The following is a 14,672-nucleotide window of genomic DNA, read 5'->3' on the forward strand; positions in this document are numbered from 1 at the left end:
CATCACCCTGCTCTCTCATACGGAGGACCCTTGCTTACCACCCGCACCCTGGCCGCTTCCCTCGCCGCGACAGCCATCGTCGCTCTCACCCTTACGGGCTGCGCGAGCGGCACCGCCGAGGCGACCGGCACCGACGGTTCCGTCGACGCGGCCACCGCCACCAGCATCTCCGCCTTCGGCGACCTGGCCGGCCTTGAGGCCGCCGCCATCGAGGAGGGCGCCCTGAACGTCATCGCCCTCCCGCGGGACTGGGCCAATTACGGCGCTGTTCTGGACCTCTTCGCCGAGAAGTACCCCGAGATCACCATCACCGAGGCTGCCCCTGACGGCTCCAGCGCCGAGGAAATCCAGGCCGCCGAGAACCTGGCCGGCCAGGACACCGCCCCCGATGTCTTCGACCTGGGCCTGGCCGTTGCCCTGGCCAACACCGACCAGTTCGCCCCCTACCAGGTGGCCACCTGGTCCGACATCCCCGACGCGCTGAAGGAAGAGAGCGGCCTGTACGTCGGTGACTACGGCGGATACATGGCCGTGGGCTACGACCCCGACGCCGTTCCCGCACCCGAGTCGTTGGCCGACCTGCTCGGCGCCGACTACAAGGGCAAGGTCGCCATCAACGGCGACCCGACCCAGGCCGGAGCGGCTTTCGCCGCCGTCGGCATGGCCGCCGTCCAGAACGACGGCTCGGTGGACGACTTCCAGGCCGGCATCGACTTCTTCAGTGACCTCAACGCCGCCGGCAACTTCGTGAAGGTCGACCCGACCCCCGCCACCATCGCCTCGGGCGAGACCCCCGTCGTCTTCGACTGGGACTACCTCAACGTCGGCTACGGCGCCCAGCTGGAGGGTGAGCGCAACTGGGAGGTCGTGGTCTTCCCCGGCACCGGCTACGCCGGCTACTACAACCAGGCGATCAACGTGGATGCGCCGCACCCGGCCGCCGCGCGCCTCTGGCAGGAATTCCTCTACAGCGACGAAGCGCAGAACCTCTGGCTCGAAGGAGGCGCCCGCCCGGCGCGCGCCGACGCCATGGCGGCGGAAGGCACCATCGACGCCGACCTGTTCGACGCCCTGCCCGCCGTGCCGGACACCACAGTGGTCCCGACCGCCGCGCAGAGCGAAGCCGCGGCAACGCTGCTCGGCGAAAAGTGGGCCGCGGCTGTCCAGTAGGTTCCGTGTGCCGGCAGCAGCCTTCGGGCTGCTGCCGTTCGCGGTCTATGTGCTGCTCTTCCTGGCCCTGCCGACCCTGATCGCCGTCGGCACCGGCTTCATCGGCAACGACGGCGGCTTCACCCTCGGCACCGTCGCCGCGCTCGGCGACCCCGTGGTGCTGGCCGCCTTCGGCAGCTCGATCTGGTTGTCGGCGCTGACCGCGATCATCGGCGCCGTCGTGGGCGCCCTGGTCTGTTACGCCCTGCTCGGCGCCCGCCCGGACGGGGCGTTGCGCTCCACCGTCGATTCCCTCAGTAGCGTCATCGCCCAGTTCGGCGGCGCCATGCTCGCCTTCGCGTTCACCGCGACCATCGGTATCCAGGGCATGGTCACCCTGCTGCTGCAGGAGCGTCTGGGCATCGACATCTTCGCCGACGGGGTCTGGCTCTACGAACTGCCCGGCCTGGTGCTGCCGTACATCTACTTTCAAGTGCCCCTGATGATCATCACCTTCATGCCGGCGCTCGCGTCGCTCAAGTCGACCTGGGCGGAAGCCAACGCCACCCTCGGCGGCAGCACGCGCACCTACTGGCTGCGCATCGGCCTGCCGGTGCTGGCGCCGTCGTTCCTGGGCGGCCTGCTGCTCCTGTTCGCCAACGCGTTCTCCTCGTACGCCACCGCCGCCACCCTCACCAGCCAGGGCGCGCAGATCGTGCCGCTGCAGATCCGGTCGGCGCTGACCAGCGAGACCATGCTCGGCCGGGAGAACCTCGCCGGTGCGCTGGCGCTGGGCATGATCCTGGTGATGACCGTCGTGATGATCGGCTACTCCAAGCTGGCGTCCCGCGCCGCGAGGTGGCAGCGATGACGGCGGGTCTCCGGTCGGTGCGCGGCGTCGCGCACGCGCCCGGTCGGCTCACCAGGCTGCTGATCCTCGGCGGGGTCGGCCTGGTCTTCGCGGTGCCGATCCTCGCGATGATCGAGTTCACCCTGCGGCGCGGCCTGGTCGGCGGCTACGACTTCCAGCGCTGGATCGAGCTGTTCCAGAACGGGCTGACCGGCGAGTACGCCCCGGTTCTGGTCGCCCTCGGCAACTCGGTGGGTCTGGCCGTCGGCACCGTCATGATCGTGCTGGTGCTGCTGGTGCCGACGATGCTGCTCGTGCACATCCGGTTCCCCCGGCTGCGCCGCACGCTGGAGATCGTGTGCATCCTGCCCATCTCCATCCCCGCGATCGTGCTCGTGGTGGGCCTGGCCCCGGTGTTCAGCGTGCTGGCCCGGTTCGCGGGCAGCGGCGTCTGGACGCTGGCATTCGCGTACGGCATCACCGTGCTGCCGTTCGCCTACCGGGCGATCCAGGCCAACCTCGACGGTGTGGACGTGCGCACGCTCAGCGAGGCGGCGCGCACCCTCGGTGCCGGCTGGGCCAGTGTGCTGGTGCGGGTGCTCGTCCCGAACCTCCGCCGCGGCATCCTGGCCGGCGCGTTCATCGCCGTGGCCGTGGTGCTGGGCGAGTTCACCATCGCGTCGCTACTGAGCCGGGTCAACCTGCAGACCGCGCTCGTGGTGGTCAGCAAGAACGACCCGTACAGCGCCGTGATCCTCTCGCTGCTTGCACTGTTCGCGGCGTTCCTGCTGTTGCTGGCCATCGGCCGGCTCGGCACCGAACGTCGCCGGCCGGCCCGCACCCCGACCACCCTCACCCCGACCACCCCGACCTCCGGCGGAGACCAGTCATGAGTCACATCCAAACGCCCACAGTTCAGCAGAAGACTGTCGTCGAGTTCGCCGGCGTGGCCAAGCGCTACGGCAGCCACCTTGCGCTGACCGAGTTCGACCTCACCCTGCAGCCCGGCGAACTCGTGGCCCTGCTCGGCCCCAGCGGCAGCGGCAAGACCACGGCGCTGCGGGTGCTGGCTGGCCTGGAGAGCTGCGACGACGGACGCATCCTGATCAACGGCGACGACGTCTCCGGGCTGCCGACCAGCCGCCGCGACATGGGCATGGTGTTCCAGTCCTACTCGCTGTTCCCGCACCTGAGCGCCGGCGAGAACGTCGAATTCGGACTGCGAATGCGCCGGGTGCCGGCCGCGGAGCGCCGCGAACGGGCGGCGGCGGCCCTGGCCCTGGTCGGCCTGGAAGCCCACTACGGCCGGTTCGCGCACGAACTCTCCGGCGGCCAGCAGCAGCGGGTGGCCCTGGCCAGGGCGCTGGTCACCCGGCCCCGGGTGCTGCTGCTCGACGAACCGCTCTCGGCGCTGGACGCCAAGGTGCGGGTGCAGCTGCGCGATGAGATCCGGCGCATCCAGACCGAACTGGGCATCACCACCCTCTTCGTGACGCACGACCAGGACGAGGCCCTCGCCGTCGCCGACAGGGTCGCGGTGATGCGGGACGGCCGGATCGAGCAGGTGGGCACGCCGGAGGAGCTCTACACCAGGCCGGCGACGCCGTTCATCGCGGATTTCGTGGGGCTGAGCAACCGGCTGCCCGGAGCGGTGCGGCACGGCTTCGCCGAGGTGCACGGGGTGGTCCTGCCGCTGCTGGACCCGTCCCACGCGGATGGGCCGGTGCGGGTCTTCGTGCGTCCAGAGGACCTGACGCTGGTCACGGCCGGGACGCCAGGCGACGCTCCGGCAGGCATGAGCCTGGCGGGCACCGTGCTGGTCTCCAGCTTCCTCGGCTCGTTGCGCCGCACCAGCGTGCAACTCGAGCAAGGCGGCACCGTCGTGGTGCAACACGACGTCCGCGACCGCCATCAGGTGGGCGAGAGCGTGCTGGTGCGCTTTGCCGGCGCACCCGTCCCGGTGGAAGCTGTGCAGGACCTCGCCGCCGCGCTCCCACGCCGTCCTAGACTGGTTCGGTGAGCACACCCACGGGAAGTCCCGGCTGGTTCGGCCGCCGGCGTAAACTCCGAACGACCCCCTCGACCGCGCCTATCACGGCGGTCCTCACGCCGGTGCAGCCGGAGACCAACGGCGTGGACGAGAACATCCCGGCGGGCATCCGCCTGGCCGGCGCGTGGGCGTGGCGTCTTCTCGTGATCGCCGCCGTGATCGCCGTGCTGCTGTACCTCATCGTGCAGCTGCGCTTCATCGTGATCCCGCTGCTCGTGGCGGTGCTGGTGTCCGCCCTGCTCGTACCGCTGGTCGGCTTCCTCACCCGGCATCACTGGCCCAAGGGGCTCGCCGTCGCGGCGGCTCTGGTCGGCACCCTCGCGGTGATCGCCGGTCTCGTGACGCTGGCCGTCACGCAGATCGCCGCCGGCTCGGTGGGGCTGAGCGCCCGGTTCGCGGCGTCGTACGCGAACCTCAAGGAGGTCCTGGCGGCGTCGCCGTTGCAGCTGAGCAACGCCGAGATCAATGGCTATCTCAGCCGGGCCGTCGACGCCCTCCAGGCCGACAGCCAGATCTTCATCAGCGGCGCCCTGTCGCTGGGGTCGTCGCTGGGGCACCTGGCCACGGGTGCGCTCCTCACCCTGTTCAGTCTGCTGTTCATCCTCATCGACGGTAAGGGCATCTGGAACTGGATCGTCCGGATCTTCCCCCGCCGGGCGCGACCTGCCGTCGCCGGAGCCGGCGCGGCCGGCTGGACGACCCTGGGCAACTTCGCCAGGGTGCAGATCCTGGTCGCCACGATCGACGCGATCGGCATCGGCGCCGGAGCCGCGATCCTGGGCGTGCCGATGGCCATCCCGATCGGCGTGCTGGTGTTCCTGGGCTCGTTCGTCCCGATCGTCGGCGCCGTGGCCACGGGCGCCGTGGCCGTGCTGATAGCGCTGATCTTCAACGACTGGTTCGTGGCCCTGCTGATGCTCGGGGTGGTGCTGCTCGTACAGCAGATCGAAGGCCATGTGCTGCAGCCGTTGATCATGGGCACCGCCGTCAAGGTGCATCCGCTCGGCGTGGTGCTGGTCGTGGCGGCCGGTGCGCTGCTGGCCGGCATCCCCGGCGCCCTGTTCGCGGTTCCCGTCGCTGCCGTGCTGAACGTTATGATCAGCTACATCCATAGCGGTGCCTGGCGCGGGGGAGTGCCGCCGGCCGGCGCTGCACCCGGCTCCATTCTGTGGCAGACGATTCCGCAGCGGCCGGGCTTCCGGCCGCAGCGCACAGTCGCCGTCACCGAGAGCAGAGTAAGAGAGACCCGTCCATGACAGACACCCCCGCAGTTCTCGCCGGCGCAGCCCGTGCCGACACAACCTTGGCCGGCCCCACCCTCGACGACTTCGAGACCGCCCGCACCGTGGTGTCGCGGGTGGCCGATGTCACGCCGATGGAAAGCTCCCGCTACCTCTCGGCGATCCTCGGTGCACCGGTCTTCCTCAAGTGCGAGAACCTGCAGCGCACCGGATCGTACAAGATCCGCGGCGCGTACCACCGGCTGTCCAAGCTCACCGACGAGGAGAAGGCTCGCGGCGTCGTCGCCGCCTCCGCCGGCAACCACGCCCAGGGGGTGGCGTTCGCCGCCAGGGAGCTCGGCATCGAGGCGACCATCTTCATGCCCGTCGGCGTCGCGCTGCCCAAGCTGCAGGCCACTCGCGACTACGGCGCCCAGGTGATCCTGCGCGGGCACACGGTCGCGGAGCCGCTCCTGGCCGCCGCCGAGTACGCCCGCGAGACCGGCGCGGTCCTGATTCCCCCGTTCGACCACCCGGATGTGGTGGCCGGCGCCGGCACCCTCGGCCTCGAGGTCCTCGACCAGATGCCCGACCTCGAGACCGTGATCGTGCCGATCGGCGGCGGCGGGCTCACCTCCGGCATGGCCAGTGTGCTCAAGCAGTACTCGGCACGGCACAACCGTCGGATCCGGGTCATCGGGGTGCAGTCGGAGAACGCTGCAGCGTACCCGCCGTCCATCGCCGCGGGGGAGGCCCTCGCCATCGACATCACCCCGACCATGGCCGACGGCATCGCCGTGGCCAAGCCGGGCCTGCTGAACTTCGCCATCATCCGCGACGCCGTCGACGAGATCGTCACCGTCAGCGAGGACGACATGGCCAGGGCGATCCTGGTGCTCCTCGAGCGGGCCAAGCTCGTCGTCGAGCCGGCCGGAGCCGTCTCGGTCGCCGCCATCCTGGCCGGCAAGATCACGAACACCGGCCGCACCGTTGCGGTGCTCTCGGGCGGCAACATCGACCCGTTGCTCATGCAGCGCGTGATCAGCCACGGCTTGGCGGCATCCGGCCGGTACCTCAAGCTGCGGATCATGCTGCCCGACCGTCCCGGCCAGCTCGCCCGGATCTCCGAGCTGCTCGCCGAGGCGCACGCCAACGTCATCGAGGTCCTGCACACCCGCCACGGCGCCGGCCTGCAGATCAGCGAGGTCGAGCTGGACATCAGCGTCGAGACCCGCGGCCCCGAACACCGCCAACACGTCGTCGACACCCTGCGCGCCGCCGGGTACGATCCCCGCACCGACTAGACCGGGCACACAAAAACGGCCGGCTGCGTGAGCAGCCGGCCGTTCGAGTCACCAGGGGCAGTTAGCCGGTGAAGGTCTCCACGAGGTGGATCTCCACGGCGATCTGCTTTCCGTTGGGGGTCTCGTAGCTCGTCTTCGCGCCGACCTTGAGCCCGATGATGGCTTCGCCCAGGGGGCTCTTCTCGCTGTACACGTCCAGGTCGCTGTCGCCGGCGATCTCCCGGCTGCCGATGAGGAACCGGCTCTCGTCACCGGCGATGGTGGCGGTGATGACGGTTCCGGGCTCGACGACGCCCTTGCTCTCGGGGGCGTGGCCCACCTCTGCGGTGCGCAGCAGCAGGGTGAGGGTGCGGATGCGCGCCTCCATCTTGCCCTGCTCCTCCTTGGCCGCGTGGTAGCCGGCGTTCTCCTTGAGGTCGCCCTCCGACCGCGCGGACTCGATCTTGTTGGCGATGTCCACCCGAGCAACAGTGCTGAGAGTGTCCAGCTCCGCAGCGAGGCGGTCATAGGCCTCCTGGGTTAGCCAGGTGACCGAGGTTTCGGTAGTCATGGTTCTCTCCTTCTCGTGCTGATCGGTGGTGCGCCGGCAGATAGTGCGCCGATGGTGCCGCAGGAAGCGGCCGTTCGTCGCTGGGCAGGTCACGGCCTGACACGTCACGTCCTAGATCATCGCGGCCTAGTACGTCACGACATACAGCGGACGCCCCGACTTCTGTCAGGGCGAATACATCAGTCTAGGTCAACCAGCAGCGGTAAATCAATCCGGTGTTGCTCAACTCGGTCGTCTTCACGATCTCCGTGAACGAGCGGGTGTAGTCGGCGGACGGCGCCAGATCGATGACCTTCCAGCCCACCACGGTGAACGACTCGTTGAGCGCCTGCACAGCACAGCTGGCGGCCTTCTCCGGGGGCAGCGACACCTCGAAGGTCACGCTGATGCCGTTCTCGTCGATGATCTGGTGCCTGGTGTCCCTGGCTTCGATCTCCGGGCCCGCGCCGTCAAGGCCCGCCCAGACGACCCATCCGGTGAGGATCAGGGCGAAGAGTCCGGCAACGACCCACAACACCCGGCGGTCGCGGCGGGTGCTGCCGGGGGTTCGCCCATAGCGTTCGTCGAGGTTGCTGCTCACGGCCACTCAGACTCCACACTCACGGTTCAACGATTAGGCTTGTACCTTAGGTTAGCTGGCATTTCTGAGGAGTTTCATGACCCTGCGGCTCTTGGCAGTGCACGCCCATCCCGACGACGAGTCGAGCAAGGGCGCCGCGACGTACGCGTACTACCGAAGCCTCGGCGCCGAGGTTCTCATCGTGAGCTGCACGGGCGGTGAACGCGGCAGCATCCTCAACGAGGACCTGGCCGACGTGGCCATGGCCGAGCGCGACCTCGCCGGCCTCCGCCGCCGGGAGATGACGGCGGCCCAGCAGACGATGGGCATCCAACACCTCTGGCTGGGCTACCAGGACTCCGGCATGGCCGACGACGGCGGGGTGCCCAAGAACTCCTTCGCCGACGTGCCCCTGGAGTACTCGGCCGAACCCCTGGTGCGCATCATCCGCGATTTCCGTCCCCAGGTGCTCATCACCTACGACGAGAACGGCGGCTACCCGCACCCCGATCACATTCGCTGCCACCAGGTCTCCGTCGAGGCGTTCCGCGCCGCGGCCGACGCCGACCGGTATCCCGATGCCGGCGCGCCGTGGCAGATCGACAAGCTGTACTACGACCGCATCTTCAACCTCGAGCGCATGGACGCCATGTACCTCGAACTCAGCATCACCGAACCGGACTCCGACCTGCTCGAACCGCTGGCCAGCGCCAGGGAACGGATGAGCGAGTACCCGAACCTGGCCACGACGCACGTGCCGATCGGGGACTTCTTGGAGGTGCGCGACGATGCCTTGCGGTCACATGCCAGCCAGGTGTCGCCGACGAGCAGTTTCTTCTTCTGGCCCAATGACATGGTGCGCAAGGCCTGGCCCTACGAGGACTTCCAACTCGTCGAATCGAAAGTTGACACGAACATGCCCGAATCCGATCTTTTCAGTGGTGTGAGGGACGACGCGTGAGCGGGATGTACTCTCCCGTGGTCAGCTTCATCCTGTCCAACACCCCGGCGCCCGAGTTCAACCCCGACACCGTCACACCGGGCCCGTGGGGCTTCTTCGCGATCTTCTTCGTCGCGGCCGTGACCTTGCTGCTGGGCATGGACCTGGCCCGCCGCATCCGCCGCACCACATACCGTGCGGAGATGCAGGAACGGCTGCAGGCCGAGGTCGCCGAACGCGACGCGCTGGCCGCCCAGAAGAAGGACACGCCAGAAGCCTGAGCTCGGGGGTACCCGCCTACGGGTACAGCGGATGCGTGGCGATGATCAGAATCGCGAACCAGTGGCAGAGGAACGCCACCACGGTCAGCGAGTGGAAGATCTCGTGGAAGCCGAACACCCCGGGGATCGGGTTGGGCTTCTTGAGACCGTAGACGACGGCGCCGACCGAGTAGCAGAGCCCGCCGACCATGATCAGGGTCATCATCAGGGCATCGGCCTGGAAGAAGTCGACGATGAACATCAGCGCGCCCCAGCCCAGCGCGAGGTAGAGCGGCACGTACAGCCAGCGCGGGGCGTTGATCCAGAACACCCTGAACGCGATGCCGAGGATCGCGCCGCCCCAGACCAGGGTCAGCAGCAGCACTGCCTTGTCCGGCGGCAGGGCCAGCACCGTGATGGGCGTGTACGATCCGGCGATCAGCAGGAAGATGTTGGCGTGGTCGATGCGCTTGAGCACCATGCGGGTGCGCGGCTGCCAGTTGAAGCGGTGGTACAGCGCCGAGTTGCCGAACAGGAGCATCGAACTGGCCACGAAGACCGCCGAACTCCATTTAGCAGCCGGGCCGTCCGCCGCGAGCAGCAGGATGATGCCGGCGACGATGGTGACCGGGAACGTGCCGGCGTGGATCCAGCCCCGCCAGGTGGGCTTTTCGGGAACCGGATGCTCGATCTCGTCTTCGAGGAGGGGGAGATTCGGGATGTCATCCGTAGCGGCCATGCTGTCAGGATACGGCAGCCTCGGCGGCGCCGCGGCGCGAACGCGGGCCGGATTGAGCTAGCGTAACTGTGTGCAGATGCGGCAATTCTCCCTCGGACGCGGACTCCTCTACAGGGTCTACCAGCGTCGGCTGCGTCGCGGGCTGACCGCGGCGGTCCTGCCGCGGCACGTGGCCATGATCATCGACGGCAACCGTCGGTGGGCCAAACAGCTCGGCTACGACTCCGCCGCCCACGGGCACCGGGCCGGGGCCGCGAAGATGCGCGAATTCCTGGAGTGGTGCGACGATCTCGGCATCTCCGTCGTCACGCTGTACCTGCTCTCGGCCGACAACCTCACCCAGCGCCCGACCGAGGAACTCGACGCCCTTTTCGAGATCATCGCCGACCTCGCCGAGGACCTGTCGCATTACCGCGACTGGAAGGTGCAGCAGGTCGGGTCGAAGAAGTGCCTGCCCGGGCCCCTGGAGGGCGCCCTGTCCGCCGCGGAGGCCCGCACGCACGCCAACACGGGCCTGCACGTGAACCTCGCCGTCGGCTACGGCGGCCGCACCGAGATCACCGACGCGATGCGCAGCATCGTCGCCACCCACCATGCCCACGGCGGCACTCTCGAGGACCTCGCCGAGACCCTCACCCCCGAACTCATCGGCCAGCACCTGTACACGGGCGGCCAGCCCGACCCCGACCTCGTCATCCGCACCTCGGGCGAGCAGCGCCTCAGCGACTTCATGCTCTGGCAGAGCGCGCACAGCGAGTTCTATTTCGTCGAGGCCCTCGGCCCCGACCTCCGCCAGGTCGACTTCCTGCGGGCCCTGCGCGACTTCGCCAAACGGCACCGCAGGTTCGGCGGGTGAGCGCGGTCGAGACGCCCCTCGCCGCCTTCCTGAACGGCTTCACCGAAGACCCCGGCTACCTGGACTACGGCCGTATCGGCCCCATGTCCAGCGCCGTCGTCGCCGAAACGCGCGGCCAGACCGAGATCCTGGCCAGGGCCCGACACGGCAGCCTCGGCCACTTCGGCGAGCAAGATCTGCGGATGCGCACCGCCGTGGCCGCGGGCCTGGGGTTCAGGGCCGACCAGATCGTGTCCCAACCCAACACCAGCATGGGCCTCATGCACGCCATGTTCGGCCTGACCGGTGACGTGCTGTTGTCACCGGCGGACTTTCCGAGCCTGCCGTTCGCGGCCAGCCGTGCCGCGGAGGCCCTGCACGTGGCGACGCCGCAGTGGCTCACGGCCGACGGCGGCGAGAACAGCGCCGGAGCGGTCACTCCCGGCCAGGTGCGGGACCAGCTGACACCGACCACCGTCGCGGTCGCCGTCAGCCTCGTCGATTCCCGCACGGGCTTCAGGGCCGACCTGGAAGGCATCCGGCAGGTCATCGGTGACAGGCTGCTCATCGTCGACGCCATCCAGGGCTTCGGGGTGGTGGATGCCGCCTACGAGGCGGCCGATGTCGTCGCCTCCGGCGGCCAGAAGTGGGTCAGGGCCGGCTGGGGCACCGGCTTCCTCGCCCTGAGCGACCGGGCCGTGGAACGGCTCACCCCGGTTGTCTCCGGATTCACCGGCACTGAGATCACCGAGCCGTGGGACCAGGTGCCGCCGCCGGCACACGCGGCGTCGGCGTTCGGGGTGACCAACGGGGACGGCATCGCCCAGGCCCGGTTCGCGACGGCGCTGGAGGAGATCCAGGTCGCGGGCCTGCCCGCCATCGAGGCCCTGGTGTGCGCCAACGTCGAGCGACTGATCGACCTGGCCGACCAGTTCGGCATTCCGGTGCTGTCCGCCAGGGACGCCAGGGAACGGGCCGGCCTGGTGGTACTCGCACCGCCCGCGGAACGTCTCACCGCGCTCGGTGCCGCGCTGCACAACCACGGCGTGACGGTCACGACCCGGGGCGGCACGGTGCGGCTCAGCGTGCACGCGCACCTCGCCGACGAGACCGTCGGCATGCTGCGCGGCGCCTTCACGGCGTACGCGGCCGCCGCCGGATACTGACCTGGCCGGCACCCGCCCGACGAACGTTAACGTCTCGTGACGTTGGGCGTGTCGCTTTTCTAATTCCCAGCCACTCGACGTACGTTCATCTCATCAGGTATGGCACCTGATCGAGACGGCCACATAAGTACGGCTCGAGAAAAAGCTTGTGGCCGCTCGCCAACAAATCCGCACCCTCGGGTGCGGGGTGGGAGTGGTTGTGACCGCTAATCGAACCGACTACCTGAACGCAGAACACACACCGTCAGGGGTCGACCAAACCGAGCGCACCTTCGTGCTGGACACCTCGGTTCTCCTGTCCGATCCGAAGGCGATCTTCCGGTTCGCCGAACACTCCGTCGTACTGCCGGTGGTGGTGATCACCGAACTGGAGTCCAAGCGCAACGACCCGGAGATCGGTTACTTCGCCCGGCAGGCGCTGCGTTACCTCGACGAACTGCGGGTCAAGCACGAACGACTCGACTTCGCCATCCCGGTGGGGGAGGGCGGCAGCCTGCGGGTCGAGTTGAACCACTCGAACATGTCGGTGCTGCCCTCCGGGTTGCAGCTGGGCGACAACGACTCGCGCATCCTCGCGGTGGCCATGAACCTGGCCAACGACGGACTCGCAGTCACCGTGGTGTCCAAGGACCTGCCGTTGCGGGTGAAGGCCGCCTCGATCGGACTGACCGCAGACGAGTACCGGCATGAGCTGGCTGTGGACTCCGGCTGGACGGGCATGGACGAGATCACCCTGAGCGCCGAGCAGGTCAACGACCTCTACGACAAGGAGTCCCTGCAGACCCGCCTGGTGCAGGACATGCCGGTCAACACGGGCCTGGTGATCCACTCCGACCGAGGCTCGGCCCTAGGGCGGGTCACCGGGCGGGGCGAGTTGCGCCTGGTGCGCGGGGACCGCGACCTGTTCGGCCTGCACGGACGTTCGGCGGAGCAACGCCTGGCGATCGACCTGCTGCTGGACCCGGAGATCGGCATCCTGTCGTTGGGAGGTCGAGCGGGGACGGGGAAGTCGGCGCTCGCCCTCTGCGCCGGCCTGGAAGCCGTGCTGGAACGGCAGCAGCACCGCAAGATCATGGTGTTCCGGCCGCTGTACGCGGTGGGCGGCCAGGAGCTCGGCTACCTGCCCGGTGACGCGCAGGAGAAGATGGGTCCCTGGGGCCAGGCTGTGTTCGACACCCTCGGGGCACTGGTGAGCGAGAACGTACTGGAGGAGGTCGTCGAGCGCGGCATCCTCGAGGTGCTGCCGCTGACCCACATCCGTGGTCGGAGCCTGCACGACGCCTTCGTGATCGTCGACGAGGCGCAGTCGCTGGAGCGGAACGTGCTCCTGACGGTGCTCAGCCGGATCGGACAGAACTCCAGGGTGGTGCTCACCCACGATGTGGCCCAGCGCGACAACCTGCGGGTGGGGCGCTTCGACGGTGTCGCGAGTGTGATCGAAACGCTGAAAGGCCACCCCTTGTTCGCCCACATGACCCTCACCCGGTCCGAGCGCAGCGCCATCGCCGCCCTGGTCACCGAGATGCTGGAGGGAAACGAGCTGGCATAGAGGCGCGAAAGCGGCGAACCGGTTGCCTCAGCGAAGCTGAAGCAACCGGTTCGCCGCTTTCGCGGTACGGGTTAGCGTGCCTGGGGCGGCCGGGTCATGCTCAGGACGTCCAGGGCCGTGTCGAGCTGCTCGAGGGTGACCTCGCCGCGTTCCACGAAGCCCAGGTCGATGACCGACTCGCGCACCGTGAGGCCCTGCGCCACGGAGTGCTTGGCCACCTTGGCGGCGGCTTCGTAGCCGATCACCCGGTTGAGCGGGGTAACGATCGACGGCGATGATTCGGCCAGCGCGCGGGCACGGTCGAGGTTGGCCTCGAGGCCGTCGACGGTCTTGTCGGCGAGCACCCGGGCGCCGTTGGTGAGTAGCCGGATCGACTCGAGCAGCGCCGTGCCCATCACGGGGATGGCCACGTTGAGTTCGAACGCGCCGGAGGCGCCGGACCAGGCGATGGTGGCGTCGTTGCCGATCACGCGGGAGCAGACCATGAGCACGGCCTCCGGGATGACCGGGTTGACCTTGCCGGGCATGATCGACGAGCCCGGCTGCAGGTCGGGGATGCTCAGCTCACCGATGCCGGTGTTGGGGCCGGAGCCCATCCAACGCAGGTCGTTGCAGATCTTGGTGAGGCCAACGGCGATGGTGCGCAGAGCACCGGAGGCGTCGACCAGGCCGTCACGGTTGGCCTGGGCCTCGAAGTGGTCGATGGCCTCGGTGATCGGCAGCTCGGTCTCGTCGCAGAGCAGCTCGATGACGAGCTGCGGGAAACCGGCCGGCGTGTTGATGCCGGTGCCGACGGCGGTGCCGCCCAGCGGCACCTCGGCGACGCGGGGGAGCGCGGTGCGCACCCGTTCGATGCCCAGGCGCATCTGGCGGGCGTAGCCGCCGAATTCCTGGCCGAGGGTGACCGGGGTGGCGTCCATCAGGTGGGTGCGGCCGGCCTTGACCGCGGTCGCCCACAGTTCGGCCTTGGCCTCGAACGCGACCGCGAGGTGATCCAGGGCCGGGATGAGGTCGTCGATGAGGGCGCTGGTCACGGCGATGTGCACCGAGGTGGGGAAGACGTCGTTGGAGGACTGCGACGCGTTCACGTGGTCGTTGGGGTGAACCGGGCTGCCCAGGCGGCGGGTGGCGAGGGTGGCGAGCACCTCGTTCATGTTCATGTTCGACGAGGTTCCGCTGCCGGTCTGGTACACGTCGATGGGGAACTGGGCGTCGTATCGACCGGTGATGACCTCGTCGGCGGCTGCCGCGATGGCGTCGGCGATGTTCGAGTCGAGCACGCCCAGACGGGCATTGGCGAGGGCCGCCGACTTTTTGATGCGGGCCAGGGCTGCGATCTGGGCGGACTCGAGCACGGATCCGGAGATCGGGAAGTTCTCGACCGCCCGCTGCGTCTGCGCACCGTAGAGCGCGTCGGCGGGAACCCGGACCTCGCCCATCGTGTCGTGTTCGATCCGGAATTCTGTCTCAGCTGAAATGTCCACCACGGTGTGTCATACCT

Annotated in this window: 15 protein-coding genes; 11 read left to right on the forward strand and 4 right to left on the reverse strand. The window is 68.6% G+C overall.

All coding sequences use genetic code 11. The features are described from left to right. Window positions 1-30 precede the first annotated feature (30 nt). From E3T22_RS00340 to ilvA, 6 genes are read left to right on the forward strand one after another with little or no spacing between them, the layout of a single operon-like run. Window positions 31-1,170, forward strand: a complete 1,140-nt coding sequence (locus tag E3T22_RS00340) for an ABC transporter substrate-binding protein (RefSeq protein ID WP_088456709.1) — start codon at window positions 31-33, stop codon at window positions 1,168-1,170. A gap of 7 nt (window positions 1,171-1,177) precedes the next feature. Continuing rightward, on the forward strand, window positions 1,178-2,020 hold the full coding sequence (locus tag E3T22_RS00345; RefSeq protein ID WP_370291284.1) for an ABC transporter permease: 843 nt from the start codon (window positions 1,178-1,180) through the stop codon (window positions 2,018-2,020). Beyond that, window positions 2,017-2,892, forward strand: coding sequence for an ABC transporter permease (locus tag E3T22_RS00350; RefSeq protein ID WP_088456707.1), 876 nt, complete (start codon window positions 2,017-2,019; stop codon window positions 2,890-2,892). Before E3T22_RS00345 ends, E3T22_RS00350 begins: the two co-directional genes overlap by 4 nt. Next, on the forward strand, window positions 2,889-4,019 hold the full coding sequence (locus tag E3T22_RS00355) for an ABC transporter ATP-binding protein (RefSeq protein WP_134479687.1): 1,131 nt from the start codon (window positions 2,889-2,891) through the stop codon (window positions 4,017-4,019). The genes E3T22_RS00350 and E3T22_RS00355 overlap by 4 nt, the downstream gene beginning before the upstream one ends. Next, a complete protein-coding gene (locus E3T22_RS00360) occupies window positions 4,016-5,305 on the forward strand; it encodes an AI-2E family transporter (RefSeq protein ID WP_241983550.1) in 1,290 nt (429 codons plus the stop codon). Before E3T22_RS00355 ends, E3T22_RS00360 begins: the two co-directional genes overlap by 4 nt. Continuing rightward, window positions 5,302-6,573: a threonine ammonia-lyase gene (ilvA, locus tag E3T22_RS00365; protein ID WP_088456705.1), complete on the forward strand. Its 1,272-nt coding sequence runs from the start codon at window positions 5,302-5,304 to the stop codon at window positions 6,571-6,573. Before E3T22_RS00360 ends, ilvA begins: the two co-directional genes overlap by 4 nt. A gap of 61 nt (window positions 6,574-6,634) precedes the next feature. Here the strand turns inward: ilvA and greA are convergent, their stop codons facing one another. Beyond that, a complete protein-coding gene (gene greA / locus E3T22_RS00370; protein WP_088456704.1) occupies window positions 6,635-7,123 on the reverse strand; it encodes a transcription elongation factor GreA in 489 nt (162 codons plus the stop codon). A gap of 184 nt (window positions 7,124-7,307) precedes the next feature. After that, the gene (locus tag E3T22_RS00375) at window positions 7,308-7,703 is read right to left on the reverse strand and encodes a DUF4307 domain-containing protein (protein WP_166788903.1); all 396 of its coding nucleotides are present in this window, start codon (window positions 7,701-7,703) and stop codon (window positions 7,308-7,310) included. 76 nt (window positions 7,704-7,779) lie between these two features. Here E3T22_RS00375 and mca point away from each other — a divergent pair, with 76 nt between their 5' ends. Next, on the forward strand, window positions 7,780-8,643 hold the full coding sequence (gene mca, locus E3T22_RS00380) for a mycothiol conjugate amidase Mca (RefSeq protein WP_174776211.1): 864 nt from the start codon (window positions 7,780-7,782) through the stop codon (window positions 8,641-8,643). Window positions 8,644-8,648: 5 nt separating this feature from the next. Beyond that, window positions 8,649-8,903 (forward strand): hypothetical protein, encoded by a 255-nt coding sequence (locus E3T22_RS00385; protein ID WP_088456702.1) that lies wholly within the window; start codon window positions 8,649-8,651, stop codon window positions 8,901-8,903. Window positions 8,904-8,919: 16 nt separating this feature from the next. Here the strand turns inward: E3T22_RS00385 and E3T22_RS00390 are convergent, their stop codons facing one another. After that, window positions 8,920-9,621: a hemolysin III family protein gene (locus tag E3T22_RS00390; RefSeq protein WP_088456701.1), complete on the reverse strand. Its 702-nt coding sequence runs from the start codon at window positions 9,619-9,621 to the stop codon at window positions 8,920-8,922. Window positions 9,622-9,697: 76 nt separating this feature from the next. On the opposite strand from E3T22_RS00390, the gene E3T22_RS00395 reads away from it, so the two are divergent. From E3T22_RS00395 to E3T22_RS00405, 3 genes are all read left to right on the forward strand, one after another. Continuing rightward, window positions 9,698-10,477 (forward strand): isoprenyl transferase, encoded by a 780-nt coding sequence (locus E3T22_RS00395; RefSeq protein ID WP_103429803.1) that lies wholly within the window; start codon window positions 9,698-9,700, stop codon window positions 10,475-10,477. Beyond that, window positions 10,474-11,622 carry an aminotransferase class V-fold PLP-dependent enzyme gene (locus E3T22_RS00400; RefSeq protein ID WP_241983551.1) on the forward strand — a complete coding sequence of 383 codons (1,149 nt, stop codon included), beginning with the start codon at window positions 10,474-10,476 and terminating at the stop codon, window positions 11,620-11,622. The genes E3T22_RS00395 and E3T22_RS00400 overlap by 4 nt, the downstream gene beginning before the upstream one ends. A 199-nt stretch (window positions 11,623-11,821) precedes the next feature. Beyond that, window positions 11,822-13,171: a PhoH family protein gene (locus E3T22_RS00405; RefSeq protein ID WP_370291286.1), complete on the forward strand. Its 1,350-nt coding sequence runs from the start codon at window positions 11,822-11,824 to the stop codon at window positions 13,169-13,171. A 71-nt stretch (window positions 13,172-13,242) separates the two neighbouring features. Here E3T22_RS00405 and E3T22_RS00410 read toward each other — a convergent pair whose 3' ends face one another. Next, a complete protein-coding gene (locus tag E3T22_RS00410) occupies window positions 13,243-14,658 on the reverse strand; it encodes an aspartate ammonia-lyase (RefSeq protein ID WP_174776212.1) in 1,416 nt (471 codons plus the stop codon). Window positions 14,659-14,672: the final 14 nt, after the last annotated feature.

The organism is Cryobacterium sp. TMB3-10, from assembly GCF_004402305.1.
Taxonomy (GTDB): domain Bacteria; phylum Actinomycetota; class Actinomycetes; order Actinomycetales; family Microbacteriaceae; genus Cryobacterium; species Cryobacterium zongtaii.

Excerpts from the sequence above, each read along its gene's own strand:
- E3T22_RS00390 (WP_088456701.1), bottom strand. The coding sequence starts at position 9,621 with ATGGCCGCTACGGATGACATCCCGAATCTCCCCCTCCTCGAAGACGAG.
- E3T22_RS00385 (WP_088456702.1), top strand. The coding sequence starts at position 8,649 with ATGTACTCTCCCGTGGTCAGCTTCATCCTGTCCAACACCCCGGCGCCC.
- E3T22_RS00350 (WP_088456707.1), top strand. The coding sequence starts at position 2,017 with ATGACGGCGGGTCTCCGGTCGGTGCGCGGCGTCGCGCACGCGCCCGGT.
- ilvA (WP_088456705.1), top strand. The coding sequence starts at position 5,302 with ATGACAGACACCCCCGCAGTTCTCGCCGGCGCAGCCCGTGCCGACACA.
- greA (WP_088456704.1), bottom strand. The coding sequence starts at position 7,123 with ATGACTACCGAAACCTCGGTCACCTGGCTAACCCAGGAGGCCTATGAC.
- E3T22_RS00355 (WP_134479687.1), top strand. The coding sequence starts at position 2,889 with ATGAGTCACATCCAAACGCCCACAGTTCAGCAGAAGACTGTCGTCGAG.
- mca (WP_174776211.1), top strand. The coding sequence starts at position 7,780 with ATGACCCTGCGGCTCTTGGCAGTGCACGCCCATCCCGACGACGAGTCG.
- E3T22_RS00395 (WP_103429803.1), top strand. The coding sequence starts at position 9,698 with ATGCGGCAATTCTCCCTCGGACGCGGACTCCTCTACAGGGTCTACCAG.